Below are 17,035 nucleotides of genomic sequence, written 5' to 3'. Positions count from 1 at the left end.
TCGCTCCCTGAAAAGCGCCAAAAATCATACATAAAGGCAGAATAATGGGGAAGAAAACGACCCAGTGCAAAATCATGTTCAATTTGACCTTCTTCATCTCGGTATTTGGGTAAAAGGGTGCCACTTTTAACGGAACGCAAGGTATTAAAACCCCTATTGGTACTGTACTGGATTCCAAGATAGAAACGTTTGGTTTCTGCTTATATTCAAAATTACTCTTGAATTATTTCTATAACAAACATTCAAAAAAAAAGATTTACTAAATTACAACAGCTGGTCTGATTGCTTTTCGCTATGTCGTGGAAAAATAGTAATTTGTTCTTCCATTAAGGATTTGAAATAGTAGATAAATACAAAATGTTGAATATTATTCAACTGTTACCGGATTCAATTGCCAATCAGATTGCGGCAGGGGAAGTGGTGCAACGCCCGGCATCAGTGGTCAAAGAATTACTGGAAAACTCAGTAGATGCCCAAGCAAAAACCGTACAAATTATTATTCGGGATGCCGGGAAAACACTGATTCAGATTATAGATGATGGCATTGGCATGTCGGAAACCGATGCCCGGATGAGTTTTGAACGACACGCGACCTCAAAAATCCGTTCGTCCGACGACCTGTTTCGCATCCGAACGATGGGTTTTCGGGGCGAAGCCCTGGCATCCATTGCCGCCATTGCCCAGGTTGAACTGCGCACCAGACGGTCCGACGCATCCCGCACCAACGACGAGTTGGGAACGCTTATCCGGATGGAAGGCTCCGAACTGAAAACCCAGGAGACGGTTTCGTGTTTGCCGGGAACGAATATTCTGGTAAAAAACTTATTCTTTAATGTGCCGGCCCGGCGCAATTTCCTGAAAACCAATTCGGTAGAAATGCGCCATATACTCGATGAGTTTCAGCGTGTCGCGCTGGCCCATCCGGAGGTAGCCTTTTCTCTATATCACAACGATTCGGAAGTCTACAACCTGCAGGCCGGAAAGCTGAGCCGCCGGATTGTCGATTTGTTTGGAAAGCAATACCGCGAACAACTGGCTTTCTGCGAAGAAGAAACGCCGTATGTGAACGTCCGGGGGTATATCGGCAAACCCGAATTTGCCCGCAAAACGCGGGGAGAACAGTTTTTCTTTGTCAATTCGCGCTTCGTCAAGCACAATTATTTGCATCATGCCGTCGTGGGTGCCTACGAAGGAACGATTCAGGACGGTTTTCATCCTTTCTACGTCCTGTTTATCGAAATTGATCCGTCGCACATCGACATCAACATCCATCCTACCAAAACCGAAATCAAGTTCGACGATGAACGCTCGGTGTATGCCATCGTCATGGCGGCTGTTCGGAAGGCCGTTGGCGTCTATAATTTGACCCCTTCGCTCGATTTTGATTCCAATGTGAACTTCCTGCCTGTGACCCCGGCCCCCCGTCGTACGTCTGAAGTACAAGTGGGAAACGGAAGTGGTCAATCGGATGCAACAAGCCGGTCCCCCCTGCGCCCGATGTCCCCCGCTTGGTCGACCGAACCGGCTGAACACAAAGCGGCCACCAGTTTTGACTTTCCACGCAAGTCGGCCGCTAATTGGCAGGCGTTGTTTGAAGGGCTGGAAACCAACGAAACCCCGGCGACGGAAGCGCAGAATCTGTTTGAAAACAACGCATCAGCCGATTCGCAGGCCGAAATCGAGTCGGTAACGCTGGGAAGCCGGGTGAACAAACTCATCACGTCAGCGGTTGCTCTGGAAGGGGCTGGTCCCATTCTTCAGGTGCATAACCGCTATCTGGTAACGTCCGTTCAGGCCGGTATGCTGGTGATCGACCAGCGAAGGGCCTACGAACGGGTGTTGTATGATCAATACCAGGCCGCACTGACCAAGCGCAACGGCGTGTCGCAGCAACTGCTGTTTCCGAAAACGGTGACGGTGATGCCGGTCGATTACAACCTGGCCCTTGAGCTGCGCGACGATTTGACGAGTCTGGGATTTCTGTTCGACGAAATCGGGCAGAATGCCTTTATGATCCGGGGCGTTCCGGCGCTTTCGGTAGGCGAGAATGAAGAAGAACTGTTTGCCAATCTGCTGGCGCAACTCCGCGAAGATACGGGGCGGCTGAAACTGGAGCGGGCCGAAGTCCTTGCCCGTTCGCTGGCCCGGCGGTCGGCTGCGCGGCACCAGAAGCAACTGGCCGAACCGGAGCAACGGGCTTTGGTCGACCAATTAATTGCGTCATCAAACCCATCCTATACGCCCGGTGGTGAACCGATTACAACCCTGTTGGCGTTGGATAAATTAGCGGGATTATTTCGGTCCTGATATGGTTATTATGCAAGAAAACGTTACAACTTTATGAATCTTACGCCGGTCGTCAGGACGCTGTTGCTTATTAATGTTGGTTTATTTATTGTAAAAGCGTTGGGAATCGATCTGATCAGTACGTTTGGACTCTATTCGTTTCTCTCACCGGCCTTTGCACCCCATCAGTTTGTAACCTACATGTTTCTACATGCTGATTTTGGTCACATTTTCAGTAATATGCTGGGTTTATTTTTCTTTGGCCCGATGCTTGAGCAGGTTTGGGGGAGCAAACGGTTTACGATTTTTTACTTTATTACCGGCGTTGGAGCCGGATTATTATTTCTGGGCATAAACTATTTTGAAGCCAGCCAGTTACGAGATGCAGTGGCTGCTTTCCAAAGTAACCCAACCCCCGAGTCGCTGGAGTTATTTTTGTCGGATCGGGGCCTGTTGAGTCAGGGGGATAATTTTTTACGCGTGTTTGAAGACAACCCAACGGACCCAGCGTATCGAAGAGGGGCGGTGCAACTGATTCAAACGTATTACGAGCAGCAATTGGCGGTACCGATGGTTGGGGCGTCGGGAGCGATTTTTGGAATCTTGATGGCATTTGGATTATTATTCCCAAATACCGAACTTTTCCTTTTATTTCCACCGATCCCCATCAAGGCGAAATACCTGGTGGCGTTTTACGGTGCGTATGAATTGTATTCGGGCATTTATCGGGCACAGTCCGACAATGTGGCGCATTTTGCTCATATTGGCGGTATGCTGTTTGCTTTTATATTGGTGAAATATTGGGGGAAGCAACGAAATAATTTTTATTGAGTAATGAGTGGACTGTTAGATGACTTCCGGAGCGAATTCAACAAACCCAACAACACGTTGGTGCAGTTGATTCTTGTTAATACCATTGTCTTTCTGCTGTTGTTGATCCTGAAAGTCATTCTGACGCTGGCAGAGATGTCAGGAGTCTACAATCTGATTGTCGATCAACTGCGGTTACCGGCTGCCCTGGGAACCTTCATCACGAAGCCGTGGACGATGATCACGTACTTCTTTACCCACGAAGACGTCTTTCACATTCTGTTCAACATGCTCTTCCTATACTGGTTTGGCCGGTTGATCGACGAATACCTGGGAAATCGCCGGCTGGTGGCGCTCTACATGCTGGGCGGTTTGGCGGGCGGTCTGGCTTATATGGCCATCTACAACCTCCTCCCCTATTTCCAGGAGCAGGTGGGTGACTCCCGGATGCTGGGCGCGTCGGCTGCGGCTTTTTCCGTCGCGGTTGGGGCTTCAACACTGCTACCCAACTATACCTTTCATCTGCTGTTTTTTGGTCCGGTTCGGATCAAATACATTGCCTTCTTCTACATTGTTCTGTCGCTGGCCCGGTCCATTGGTCCGAATGCCGGGGGCGATCTTTCCCATTTGGGGGGCGCTTTGGTCGGATTTCTGTTCATCAAAATGCTTCAGAATGGAACGGATCTGGGGCAGCCTATTTATTGGGTGATGGACGGCTGGCAAAGCCTGTTTCGGAAAAAACCGCCGGTTAAAGTGTCTTACCGTCAGCGCAGTAGTGCCAGCCTGAGCACCGGAGCTTACGCGGCTCCGTCGTCTCCTTCGGCGGTTGCGATGCCGGATCAGGATGAAATTGACGCGATTCTGGATAAAATATCCCGTTCCGGTTATGAAAGCCTGACTCGTGAAGAGAAACAGAAACTTTTCCGGGCGAGCCAGCGTGGATAGAATCTAAATTGTATTTTTCTCGCGAATTTTCGGTGACGGTTTTTAGAGGGAAAGAATACATACTGTTCGATAAACTTTAGCTGAAAGCACGCTGGAACCCGATTTTAGCGTGCTTTTTGACCCTGTATCAATTCTGTAAGCCATTTGTCCGGAATCTGGGCAATCACTGTGCAGTTTGTATTTTTTTTGTACTTTTGCCTGATACTCATTTCATGAATGAACGCTGTGAAACAGTTTGTTACCACACGTAGTTTATGAAAAACATTCTATAGCATCCAACCTACTATGTTGATCACACCCGGCAGACTACTCGCCAAGATTGACAGTCCGGACGACCTCCGTAATCTGAATCAAACCGATCTTCCACAAGTCTGTGCCGAGCTACGGCAATTCATTGTCGATAATGTATCGGTATATGGAGGCCACTTTGGGGCCAGTCTGGGCGTTGTCGAATTGACGGTAGCCCTGCATTACGTTTTCAACACGCCGGATGATCAATTGGTCTGGGACGTCGGGCATCAGGCGTATGGCCATAAAATTCTAACCGGACGACGGGATACTTTTCATACCAATCGGTTTTATAAGGGGCTTTCCGGTTTTCCGAAACGGAAGGAAAGTCCATATGATTCTTTTGGCGTTGGCCACTCTTCAACTTCGATTTCGGCGGCCCTGGGTATGGCGGTTGCCTCGCAGCTACAAAACCATCCCAAACGGCATCACATTGCCGTCATTGGCGACGGTGCGATGACGGCCGGTTTGGCTTTTGAAGGCATGAACCACGCCGGCGCAACCGAAGCCGATCTGCTCATTGTCCTGAATGACAACTGCATGTCCATCGACCCCAACGTGGGCGCCTTGCGCGAATATCTGACGGACATTACCACCTCGCCGACCTACAACAAAATGAAGGACGAAGTCTGGAATTTGTTGGGCAAGATGAGCAATTTCGGAAAAAGCGCGCAGGACATTGTTTCTAAAATTGAAACCGGACTGAAAGCGTCGCTGCTTCACCAGAGCAACCTGTTCGAATCGCTGAACCTGCGGTATTTTGGCCCCATCGACGGCCACGACATCGATCATCTGGTGAGTGTGATGAACGACCTGAAAGACATTCCCGGCCCCAAACTGCTGCACTGTCTAACGGTAAAAGGCAAAGGATACGGCCCCGCCGAAAAAGACCAGACCAAATGGCACGCGCCGGGTTTGTTCGATAAGGTGACGGGTGAAATCAAAAAGAAAGTCTATGATAAACCGCAACCGCCTAAATACCAGGATGTTTTCGGGAATACATTGGTGGAACTTGCCGAAGCGAACGAGAAAATCGTGGGTGTAACACCCGCCATGCCGTCGGGATCGTCGATGAACATCATGATGAAAGCCATCCCGGACCGGGCTTTCGATGTCGGCATTGCCGAACAACATGCCGTTACGTTTTCGGCGGGAATGGCCACACAGGGGCAGGTGGTTTTCTGTAACATCTACTCTACGTTCATGCAACGGGCCTACGATCAGGTGATTCATGACGTCTGTATTCAGGAATTGCCGGTTATTTTCTGCCTCGACCGGGCCGGTTTTGCCGGTGCCGATGGTCCAACGCACCACGGAGCCTACGATTTGTCTTTCATGCGCTGCATTCCGAACATGATCGTGGCCAGCCCGATGAACGAGCAGGAACTCCGTAACCTGATGTTTACGGCCCAGTCGGACACCATTCAGCAGGGAAAACAGGCCTTTACCATCCGCTACCCGCGGGGCGAAGGCGTGATGCCCAACTGGCGGACTCCGCTTGAAGCCATTGAAGTAGGAAAAGGCCGTAAAATCCGGGACGGAAAAGGCGTCGCCATTCTGACGATTGGCCCCATTGGCAACTACGTCACAACCGCCTGTGACCTCCTCGAAACCGAGATGATTCACCCGGCACACTACGACATGCGGTTTGTAAAACCGCTCGACGAAGTGATGTTGCACGAAATATTTCAGCGGTACGACAAAGTCGTGACCGTTGAAGATGGCTGCGTGATGGGCGGTTTTGGCAGTGCGGTGATCGAATTCATGACCGACCACGGCTACGTGGCCCGCGTGAAGCGGCTGGGCATCCCGGACGCGGTGATCGAACACGGCGAGCAGATTGACCTTCACCGCGAATGTGGTTTCGATCCGAAAGGAATTGCTGATGCCGTCCGGGAACTAACCTATGCCGAGCGCATCATTACTGCTTAAACGATAACCCTTACTCAGTAACGTGGCCGGGTTACCAGTGTGATTGAACCGATGGATGGGTACGGAAACGACCGACTTCCTCTCTTCAATCGCAGCGGTAATCCGGCCACGTTCGTATTCATTTCTTCTTTTTGACAATGCAGGTATTTAAATTCGGCGGGGCATCGGTGAAAGATGCGCAGGGAATTCGCAACGTGGCCGGAATCATTCAACAGCAGCCACCGAAGCAACTGGTGGTGGTGGTGTCGGCAATGGGTGAAACCACGAATGAACTGGAGAAGCTGACCTGGGCCTATCTCGGCCGGGAAGCGGGCAAAGACACGATCTGGCAGCACATCCGGGCGCGTCACGAACAAGTGATCGATAATTTGGCTGGTGATAACCGTGAGCCTTTTGAGGGCGTTTATGAGCTGTTTTCCGATCTGGAAACCCTGCTTGCCGAGGAGCCGGAACCCCATGCGGATAAAGTATATGACCAACTGGTTTCCTTTGGTGAACTGCTGTCGACCCGCATTCTCAATGCCCACCTGAACCAATCCGGTTTGGACTCCTACTGGGTGGATGCCCGGCGGTTAATTCGAACGGATGATACCTTCCGCGAAGGCAAGGTAGACTGGGAGCGAACCGGCGAACACATTACGGACACCCTCGCCGATCTGATCGAAACCAGCGTCGTGATTACGCAGGGGTTTATTGGCAACACAGGCGAAGGCTACACCACGACTCTGGGTCGGGACGGTTCGGATTATACAGCGGCTATTTTTGCGTATTGCCTGAACGCTGAGTGCGTTACGATCTGGAAAGATGTGCCGGGCGTTTTGAACGCCGATCCGAAATGGTTCGACGAAACCGTTAAAATCGACCAGTTGACCTACCAAGATGCCATCGAACTGGCCTATTACGGCGCTACGGTTATTCACCCGAAAACCATCAAACCGTTACAGAACAAGAACATACCACTCTACGTCCGGTCGTTTCTGCAACCGCAGGAGCCCGGAACGGTCATCGGGCATTTTGAGAAGCACCTGCCCGTTCCGTCGTTCATTTTCAAGATGAACCAGACGCTGATATCATTGCATCCGAAAGACTTTTCGTTTATCGCGGAAGAAAATCTGAGTAAGATTTTCGGTCATTTTGCGGAATATGGCGTGAAAATCAACCTGATGCAAAATACCGCCATCAGCTTTTCCGTCGTGGTCGACCACCGGCCGGAGCGGTTGGCCCGTTTGATGCCCCATTTGCAGGAAAACTTTCGGATTACCTACAACGAGGGGCTGGAGCTCATCACCATTCGCCACTACGACGAGAAAACCATCGACCGGGTTTTGGTCCATAAAAAACTGCTGCTGGAACAAAAAAGCCGGTATACGGTGCAACTGGTGGTGAAAGACGAAGCCAGTAGCCAAAGGCTGGAACTTACGCCAGAATAGGTTTCACCACCTTTCCGGCCACATCGGTCAGCCGGAACGGACGGCCCTGAAACTGATAGGTTAGTTTTTCGTGATTGAACCCCAGCAAATGCAGAATCGTCGCCTGTAAATCGTGGACGTGTACCTGATCCTTCACGCCATAATAGCCGATGTCATCGGTTTCGCCAAATGAAAAACCGCGTTTAACGCCACCGCCCGCCATCCAGACCGTGAACGCATCCAAATGGTGATCGCGGCCCATGAAGGGCAGCGTCTGACCATCGCGGTTTTCCTGCATCGGCGTCCGGCCAAATTCGCCACCCCAAACCACGAGCGTGTCGTCCAGCAAACCGCGTTGCTTCAGATCCTGGAGCAAAGCCGCCACGGCCTGGTCTGACTGGCGGCATTTTTCGTGAAGTCCCAGATCGATGGCCGTGCTCGTGTCCGTGCCGTGCGAATCCCAGCCCCAGTCGAACAACTGGACAAAACGCACCCCGCGCTCCACCAGCCGCCGGGCTAGTAGACAGTTCCGGGCAAACGAGCCTTTGTTCGGGTCAACGCCGTACAGATCAAGCATATACTGCGGTTCGCCCTTAATATCCATCGCATCCGGCACCGACATCTGCATCCGGAACGCCAGTTCATACTGCGCAATTCGGGTCAGAATTTCTGGATCTTTGACGTCGTTGTATTGCTGCTGGTTAATTTCTGAAATCGCATCGATGGTGTTTTTGCGCATATCCCGCGACATGCCATCCGGGTTGGAAACGTACAAAACCGGGTCGCCTTCCGTCCGGCACTGAACGCCCTGGTACACCGACGGCAGAAAACCGCTGCCCCAGACCGACTTCCCGGCATCGGGTTGCTTGCCCCCCGACGCCAGCACGATGTAACCGGGCAAATTATCGTTTTCCGTTCCCAAACCGTAGGTCACCCACGAACCCATGCTGGGCCGTCCCAGCCGGGCGGCTCCCGTGTGCATCAGCAACTGCGCCGGAGCGTGGTTGAACTGGTCGGTGTGCATGGCTTTCAGAAACGTGATTTCGTCCACCATACCCTGCAAATGGGGCAAATAATCCGAAACCCAGGCTCCCGACTGACCGTGTTGCGCAAATTTCCCCTGCGGACCCAGCATTTTGGGAACGCCCCGGATGAACGCAAATTTTTTCCCGGTCAGCAGTTCCTGCGGACAGTCTTTGCCGTTGTATTTTGCCAGTTCGGGCTTGTAATCAAACAATTCCAGTTGCGATGGCGAACCCGCCATGTGGATGTAAATCACCCGTTTGGCTTTGCCCGCAAACTGCGCCGGACGCACCGCCGTCGGGGAACGGTCGTCGTTACCCAGCGGTTGCGCACTGGTTACGGAGGAACCTTTCTCGTCGGATTTCCCCAAAAAATCACAGCTAGCCAGGACGGAACCCAATGCCATTGCGCCGAGACCCGTTGAACACGTATGCAAAAAATGCCGCCGGGTTTCGCGCTGGGCAGCTGCCTGTTGTAATTCGTTGATGAGCTTTCTCATGTCATTCTTTGGTTATCACCTCATCCAGATTGAGCATCGTATTGGCGGTAATCGTCAGGGCTGCCAACTGCGGAGTGGCGTCTTTGTGGGCCAGTAGCTTCTGTGCATCGGTTGGATGCTGTTGATAATAGGTCTCTGCTTTTTTATACAGCTTCACCAACACAGCCAATTTTTGAGGGGCCGGATTTCGTTGCATGACTTGCCGAAAACCGGCCTGAATTTGTTGGTCGGCGGTTTTTCCCTGTTTCTGCATCAAAGCTGCCAGCGTTTGCGCCGATTCGACAAAAACCGGATCGTTCAGCGTGACGAGGGCCTGTAAGGGCGTGTTCGTCCGAATGCGCCGGACCTGACAAAACTCGCGGCTTGGACTATCGAAGGTAATCATCGACGGATAGGGCGAGGTGCGTTTCCAGTAGGTATACAGGGCCCGGCGGTGGCGGTCTTCGCCCTCACTTAGTTTCCAGCTTTCGCCGTTGTAGGGCGATTGCCAGATGCCATCGGGTTGCGACGGTTTCACACTCGGACCAAACCGTTTCGAACTCAGCAAACCACTGGTTGCCAGGGCCTGATCGCGAACCTGCTCGGCGGTTAACCGGACACGCGGGCCACGCGCGAGCCAGCGGTTAAACGGATCTTTTGCGACCAGATCCGCCGAAGCCTCCGAACGCTGGCGGTAAGTGGCTGACAGAACCATCCGTTTCAGCAGGCGTTTCACCGACCATTGATCGGTTTCCATAAATTCGGTCGCCAGATAATCCAGCAGTTCCCGGTGGGTGGGCGGAATGCCCTGCGTTCCCATATCCTCCACGGTTTCGGCCAGTCCGGTTCCGAAAAGTTGCTCCCAGAAGCGATTGACGGCCACCCGCGCCGTCAGCGGATGATCGCGGTTGACCATCCACAACGCGAGCCCCAGGCGGTTGCGGGGCACCGGTTTTCCGGTTGAGTCGGTGGGCAAAGGTGGCAGCGATTTGGGGACGTCGGCTTGTACCGGTTTTCCTTTCACGAGCCAGTTACCCCGTTCGAAGACGTGCGTTTTCCGGGCAAAATCGCCCTTCCCTTCGTACAGTACGGGCGTTGATTCCGGTTTGGCGTTCAGCACCTCCTGGAGTTTGTGATCCATTTCGCCCAAAACCGTTGCCGAAGTTCCCGGTAAGGCGGGCCGAAACGACACCCATTTGATTATCGTCCAATCCTTCGGTTGCTTCGGGCTGTCCATGGTCAGATACACATGATGACGCCCCGAAACCTTTGGAAGCGCGTAAATCATCACCGTATCCCGCCACTGGCTCCCGGTTTTCGGTACGGGGATCGTCAATAGTGTCGGGCCGGTCGGGCTGTCCTGGTGGAGCGTCAAAACCGCTTTTTCGGCATTTGTTCCAATCGCCATAATCAGGCGGTTGGTTCCGTTCAGGTTGACGCTTTTGATTCGCGCCGATCCGCCGTGTTGCACGCCGAAAAATTTGGCATCCAGCAGCGACGCGTTGACGTACTGATCAAAATCGTGCGAGTTGATTTTTGGCTCAGTCAATCGAACAAAATTCACCAGTTCCTGCACCGGCTGGGGCTGCTTCGTATGCGACGAAACCCAGTTTTTCAACTCGGCCACTTTCACCGAATCCTGATCCTTGAAAAATCGCAAGGTCGGCGTATCGGTCTGAACGTCCTCGTCGCGGGTGTTGTTGAAAAACGCCAGATACTTGTAATATTCATCGTGAACAAACGGGTCGTAGGGGTGACTGTGACACTGCACACAGGCAAACGTGGTTCCCTGAAACACGTCCCAGGTGGTGTTGACCCGGTCCAGCACCGCAGCCACCCGAAACTCCTCGTCCTGCGTGCCGCCCTCGTCGTTGGTCATCGTGTTGCGGTGAAAACCGGTGGCAATGAACTGGTCATCGGTCGGATTGGGCAACAAATCGCCTGCTAGTTGCTCGATGGTGAACTGGTTATACGGCATATCCTGATTAAAAGCCTTGATAACCCAGTCGCGGTACCGCCAGATTTTTCGTTCGGTATCTTTTTCGTAGCCTTTCGAATCGGCATACCGGGCCAGATCGAGCCAGAGTGATGTCCAGCGTTCACCATAGGCAGGTGAAGCCAGAAGCCGGTCCACCACTTTTTCGTACGCATTCGGGGATTGATCCTTCACAAAATCAGCCACTTCCTGCTGGGTGGGCGGCAACCCGGTCAGGTCGAGGGTAACGCGCCGAATGAGCGTAGCGCGGTCGGTTTCCGGTGACGGTTTCAGCGATTGGCCCCGGAGTTTTTCGAGGATAAACGGATCGATTTCGTTTTTAACCCAGTCGGTTTCATCATTTTTGGCCATTCCCATGCGGCTCCAGAACGTACCCACTTTCGGAATTTCCGGTTTTTCGATGCGGGTATAGGCCCAGTGATCTCCCCATTCCGCGCCCTGATCGATCCACTTGCGGAGGGTTTCAATTTCTTCGGGTTTCAGGGGGGGCGCATCCAGCGGCATCCGGTCGTCATGATCGGTTAGCGTCAACCGGCGGATCATTTCGCTGGCGTCGGCGTCACCGGGAACGATCGCGGGTTTGCCCGATTTGGTGGGTGCAACGGCTTCGTGCCGGAACAAGACGGAAAAGCGCCCGGCCTTTTTGACGCCCCCATGGCAGGCAATGCAGTTTTTATTCAGCAGCGGTTTGACCTGGGTGTTGAAGTCGACGCGCTCCTCGAACCAGCCCAGAAAGGACGAGAGCAGCAGACCCACGCCTACCACGGCTCCACTGACGACGATTACTTTTGTGTTCATACGCGGCCCTAACTGGGCGGTATTGGTTCTACACAAATTTAGTCAGCCATAATCCTAATCGGAATGGAGCAAATTTTGCTTTACATGGATAATTTTACGGTTTTCGGCTCTTGTTTCCGGAACGAAAGACCTTCAAGGGTCCATTGTTGACCGAGACCACAATCAGCCGCTGGGCCGGGCTGTTGAGTCCAACGATGAATTTGCAATCGCCATCCGCCAGAAAACCGCTTTGTGGAAATAGCAATGGCTGAAAACCGCCTTTTCCGTCGCCTTTCAGCACGAGTCCCGTCATCGCATCATACTGCCCGGCCACCGATTCGGCATCGTACGCATTTCCGACCGCCAGCACGTCCAGATGACCGTCCTGGTCAATATCTTCCACCAGCAAACTCTGGATGGGCGCCCACTGGGCCAGCGCGGGCAAGGGTTGAAGCCGGAAACTGCCACCGGTATTTTCCAACAATACACTTTGCTGCCAGCAAGCCTGCAAAACCGTGCTGATTTTCTGCCGTTCGGGCGTCAGCAGGTCGGCTACTTTGGCTTTGGCGTAGAGGGCGTAATTCGTAAACTGCTTTTTGATGAGGGGCAACTGGCGACCCAACTCGTCGCGGGACGCAATCGGGTATTCGATGCCGTCTAAATAATACGTGGCGATGGCATCGAGCCGACCGTTATTGTCGTAATCACCCGCGTAAACGCGCATGGCCTGGCTGGGCGATACCCGGTAGCGGCTGTTCAACCCCAGATTCCCAATCACAAAATCGACATCGCCGTCGTGGTCGAAATCACCCGAACGAATGCAATTCCAGAACCCTTCCGAACCCTTTAGCGCGTCAAAAGACACCTGAGCCAACTTCCCCCGGTTGTTTTTGAAAACCGTAATGGGCATCATTTCACCCACCACCACCAGGTCCGGCCACGAATCGCGGTCAATGTCGGCCCAAACCGCATCGGTCACCATGCCGACGTTCCGCAGGTTGGGTGCCAGCTCATCCGTTGCATTCCGAAAGCGCCCGCCATCGTTGATCAACAGATAGCTCTCGCCCGGTAATGGATATTGTAACGCTTTCAATCGTCCACCCCGGAACAGGTCAAGATCACCGTCTTTGTCAACATCAACCGCCAGCACACACGAACCACTGTGCCGGATGGCCGGTAATCGGTCGGTTGCCGCCGTAAACTTGCCTTTTCCGTCGTTCAAATACAGCCGGTCCTGATAATACTCGGAACCGTCGTAATACTCGTTGGAGCCACTAACAATGTACAAATCCTTGTCGCCATCGCCATCCGCATCGAACAGCAGTGCCCCGACATCTTCTTCGTCTTTGGGAAGTGATTCATCGGTATACGGTTTTTCGATAAACCGCCCCGCCGACGTCTGAATCAGCAATTTTCCGTAATGCCGGAACGAACCACCGATAAACAAATCTTCCAGACCGTCGCCGTTGACATCGCCTGCCGCCAGTTTCGGACCTTGTTGCGAGAGTTTGTGCGGCAAAAGCGGTTCCTGGTTGTAATCCAGATAGGATTCTTCCTGGTGCGTAAGCCTTATTCCGGATGCCTTTGTGATGTCGGTCAGCAGCGTGGCCGGGCGGTTTTCCGGTTGCCGGGCGGTTTGGGCCGCTTGACGGTAATCCAACGCTACCAGCCGATCGATGCCCGGTTTTTTCAGCGTCTGCGATTTGCCATCCGGCCAGACAATCCGCAGGGAATCAACGGTTTTTGCGGCACCCAGACCAAAGTGAATGATGTAATCGACTGACGATTGATAGCCCCGCGTAACGGCCTGATGATGCGTTTGCGTCAATCCGTTGCTGTACAGTGTCACCTCCGCGCCCAGTCCGAACCGGTTCTGTTTCGGGCCTTGTAATTCCAGTTGCAGGTAATGCGAGTTGACGGTCGCGTTTTGCAGGATGTAGGCGTCCTGGTTGATGTTGTTGACAATCAAATCCAGATCACCGTCGCGGTCGAGATCGGCGTAGGCTGAACCATTCGACAGGGATGTTTCCGAGCCGAACCAGGTAGCGGTCACGTCATCAAACGTCAGATCGCGACGGTTTCGGAAAAATCGGTTGGCTTTTTTGATGCTCGGCATTTTGGGTGCGCCCTGCCGTAGATACGCATTAATTTCTTCGGGCGTCCGGTTTCCCTGCGCGAAGGAGTCGTTGAACGACACAAAATCCAGGTCGGTAATGTCGCGCAGATAGCCATTCGTGATGACCAAATCCCGCCAGCCGTCGTTGTCCAGATCGGCCAGCAAGGGCGACCAGCTCCAGTCGGTGGCCGACACCCCGGCAAACTGCCCAATTTCGGAGAAAACCATCCGACCGTCGGCGGCTTTTCCGCCGTTCACCTGCAGCATATTGCGCATAAACTGCGGGTGATAGCCTTGGCGGGTGATGCTTTCAAACTGCTGATAGTTAGCCGGTCCCGCCATTTTTTTGCGCTGCTCGTTGTCGGCGGGCAGCATGTCGGCTACGACCAGATCCGGCAGACCGTCGTTGTTGATGTCGGCAGCATCGCAGCCCATCGAAAACTGGCTGTGGTGCTTGAAGTACGATTTGCTGACTTCGCTGAACGTGCCGTTCTGGTTGTTGACGTACAGAAAATCGTTTGCCAGAAAGTCATTGGCGACGTAAATATCTTCCCAGCCATCCTGGTTGAAATCCGACACCGTCAGCCCCAGCCCAAAACCGTCGTGCAGAATACCAGCGGCTTTGGTCACGTCCGTAAACCGGGGTTCCGATGCCTCCGAATCGTTGCGAAACAGCTTGTCGTTGGCCAGCCCGGAACCGTCGGCAATGACCGGCGTCACCTGGTTGGGATTGCGAACCAGATTCGTACTGGTCAGCAAAAAAACGTCCAGATCACCGTCCTTGTCGTAATCAAAAAACGTAGCCTGGTTGGTGTAACTGGTATCGGCCAGACCGTAGCGTTCGGCGCTTTCTTCAAACTGAAAATTCCCTTTGTTGATGTAGAGCTGATTTTTCCGGCGGCTTCCGGCGTAATTCCCGGACTTACAAACGTAAATATCCAGCAGCCCGTCGGCATTCACATCCGCCATCGTCACCCCCGTCGACCAGCCGCCTTTCTGAATACCGGCCTTGTCCGTCACGTCCTCGAAGGTGGGCGAATCCGAACCGGGTTTGGTGGTGTTCCAATACATCCGGTCACCCACCTGATTGCCGGTGAAATACAAATCGGGCAGGTTGTCATTATTCAAATCGCCGACTGCGACGCCCCCGCCATTGTACACGTAATAATAATCGACCAGGTTAAAGGAGTCGTTTTCGGTAACGGTATTCTGAAAATGGACGCCGGTTTTCGAAGCGGGCAAGCTGGTAAAGAGTGTCTTCGGCTTTTGCTCGCAGGCCAGGATGCACAGGAAAACCGGCAGGAGGAATAGGTACTTCATACAGGCAAGGTCGCTAAAAAACAGAAATCAAAAAAGGGCTCGTGAAAGCCCTTTTTTGATTGATCTTGTGTTACTGCCACACCGGGTTCTGAGTCACGTTGGGATTACCCTGCATTTCTTTCAGCGGGAGCGGAAGCACATAATCGCGCGGTTTGAGGGTTCGGCCCACTTTGTATTTCGTGATGTAGTGGTTGATTCGCGCACCCAGGTAATCCGGCTGTCCGCCCGGTTTGCTTTTGCGACGCAGTTCCGGATACATGACCTGCTCGAAGACAAACTCCTGTTCGCGTTCCTTGATGATGGCATCCCGCAAGGCCGACTGGCTCAAACCGCTCAGGGCCGTCAGACCGGCGCGGGCACGTACCTTGTTGATTCCCATAAACTTGTCACCCGTATTGCTTTCGTTGCAGGCTTCGGAATGGCCCAGCAGGATGTCGGCCAGACGAATGTAGATGGTGTTCTTTTCGGTATTGTTGTAGTTGATACCCAGTTCCACCAGCTTACCCGCCCACGCTTTGCCAAAAACCAGTTGACTGGGATCGGCCGGATTCGCATCCGCTTTAACGATCCCGCCGAACCGGGAGAGGTTGAAATCCGCCGTCGGACTCCACTTCACAACCGGATATTGCCCGTTGACTTTGCCCAGGCGGCCCGTTGGATATGATTCGATGAACGTGGCATCGATGCGTTTGTCCTTGCTGTCGTACGAAGCCCGGAATTCCTGCGTCGCACTCAGCCAGCTCCAGCCCGCGCCACCCAGTTCGCTCGGGTAATCTTCGGGGTTAAAGTGGGCTGAATGTACATTCCACTCGCTGGCGTTGGCGGCTGCCGAAACCTGGCCTTCAAAAATCCGTTCGCCCTGGTTTTCGTGGGCCAGATCGAAGTTATACCCGAAGTTTTCGTACAACTGCAAACCGCTGTTGTTGATAATGTCTTCGGCGGTGGTTTTGGCGTCGGCCCATTTTTCATCCCAAAGCTGGGCTTTCATCAGGATCGATTTGGCGGCCCATTTCGTTGCCCGTCCGGCGTTGGCACCGGTATAAGCTGCGGGCAATGCTTCGGCAGCGGCTTTGGCATCGGCGTAAATCTGGTCGATCACGGCGCGTTTTCCACCCGCGTTCGACGGCAATTCACTGATTCCCTTGGTCGACTTGGTCGTCAGCGGAGGATTGTCGAAATAACTCAGCAAACCGTAGTAATAGAACGCCCGCAGAAACTGCGCTTCACCCTTCAGGCGTTTCACCAGCGCGTCGTTGGCCGGGTCATTCATGGCATCGGCGATTTCAATCACGGCATTGGCGCGGTTGATGGAGCGATAACTGATTGACCAGTAAGCCTCAATGTACTCATCGGCCGAGCTGACGTTGCCCAGGTTGTATTGCAGCGGGCCTTTTTCCCAGCCGATCTGGTCGCCCGTCAAACACTCAAATACGTAGCGGTCGTAGAAATAACCGGAATAGCCGGAGTTCAGATCGTCGTAAATACCGTTGACGCCCAGTTCCAGTTCCGTAGCCGATTTATAAAACGTGTCGGGATTGATGAAGTCGGGGTTTTCCTTGAGATCCGAGCAACCGAGGCCCGTGGCCAGGACCGACAGCATCAGCAGGGATTTGACTTTGGAAGAAATAATCAGGTTCATGTCTCTTTAAAGATTG

Annotated in this window: 9 protein-coding genes; 5 read left to right on the top strand and 4 right to left on the bottom strand. The window is 53.0% G+C overall.

All coding sequences use genetic code 11. The features are described 5' to 3' along the window. Positions 1-357: 357 nt before the first annotated feature. The 5 genes from mutL to ACS5NO_RS31435 all read left to right on the top strand — a co-directional run bounded on the left by mutL (position 358) and on the right by ACS5NO_RS31435 (position 7,691). Positions 358-2,307, top strand: a complete 1,950-nt coding sequence (mutL, locus tag ACS5NO_RS31455; protein ID WP_439418777.1) for a DNA mismatch repair endonuclease MutL — start codon at positions 358-360, stop codon at positions 2,305-2,307. 33 nt (positions 2,308-2,340) lie between these two features. Continuing rightward, complete coding sequence (locus tag ACS5NO_RS31450) at positions 2,341-3,117, top strand: rhomboid family intramembrane serine protease (protein ID WP_439418776.1); 777 nt, start codon at positions 2,341-2,343, stop codon at positions 3,115-3,117. A 3-nt stretch (positions 3,118-3,120) separates the two neighbouring features. Then, positions 3,121-4,041 carry a rhomboid family intramembrane serine protease gene (locus ACS5NO_RS31445; protein WP_114407557.1) on the top strand — a complete coding sequence of 307 codons (921 nt, stop codon included), beginning with the start codon at positions 3,121-3,123 and terminating at the stop codon, positions 4,039-4,041. A 285-nt stretch (positions 4,042-4,326) separates the two neighbouring features. Beyond that, positions 4,327-6,261 (top strand): 1-deoxy-D-xylulose-5-phosphate synthase, encoded by a 1,935-nt coding sequence (gene dxs / locus ACS5NO_RS31440; protein ID WP_439418775.1) that lies wholly within the window; start codon positions 4,327-4,329, stop codon positions 6,259-6,261. Positions 6,262-6,398: 137 nt separating this feature from the next. Further along, entirely contained in the window at positions 6,399-7,691 is a 1,293-nt protein-coding gene (locus ACS5NO_RS31435) for an aspartate kinase (protein WP_439418774.1), read from the top strand. On the opposite strand, the gene ACS5NO_RS31430 is transcribed toward ACS5NO_RS31435, so the two are convergent. The 4 genes from ACS5NO_RS31430 to ACS5NO_RS31415 form a co-directional block, all read right to left on the bottom strand. Beyond that, complete coding sequence (locus ACS5NO_RS31430; RefSeq protein ID WP_439418773.1) at positions 7,678-9,192, bottom strand: DUF1501 domain-containing protein; 1,515 nt, start codon at positions 9,190-9,192, stop codon at positions 7,678-7,680. The genes ACS5NO_RS31435 and ACS5NO_RS31430 overlap by 14 nt on opposite strands. A 1-nt stretch (position 9,193) precedes the next feature. Next, positions 9,194-11,965 carry a DUF1553 domain-containing protein gene (locus tag ACS5NO_RS31425; protein WP_439418772.1) on the bottom strand — a complete coding sequence of 924 codons (2,772 nt, stop codon included), beginning with the start codon at positions 11,963-11,965 and terminating at the stop codon, positions 9,194-9,196. A gap of 94 nt (positions 11,966-12,059) precedes the next feature. Next, positions 12,060-15,380: a VCBS repeat-containing protein gene (locus ACS5NO_RS31420; protein WP_439418771.1), complete on the bottom strand. Its 3,321-nt coding sequence runs from the start codon at positions 15,378-15,380 to the stop codon at positions 12,060-12,062. A 70-nt stretch (positions 15,381-15,450) separates the two neighbouring features. After that, positions 15,451-17,019 carry a RagB/SusD family nutrient uptake outer membrane protein gene (locus ACS5NO_RS31415; protein ID WP_439418770.1) on the bottom strand — a complete coding sequence of 523 codons (1,569 nt, stop codon included), beginning with the start codon at positions 17,017-17,019 and terminating at the stop codon, positions 15,451-15,453. Positions 17,020-17,035: the final 16 nt, after the last annotated feature.

It is taken from the genome of Larkinella fluvii, from assembly GCF_051857545.1.
In the GTDB taxonomy this organism is placed as follows: Bacteria; Bacteroidota; Bacteroidia; order Cytophagales; family Spirosomataceae; genus Larkinella.
This window is presented reverse-complemented; position numbering and strand designations above follow the sequence as displayed.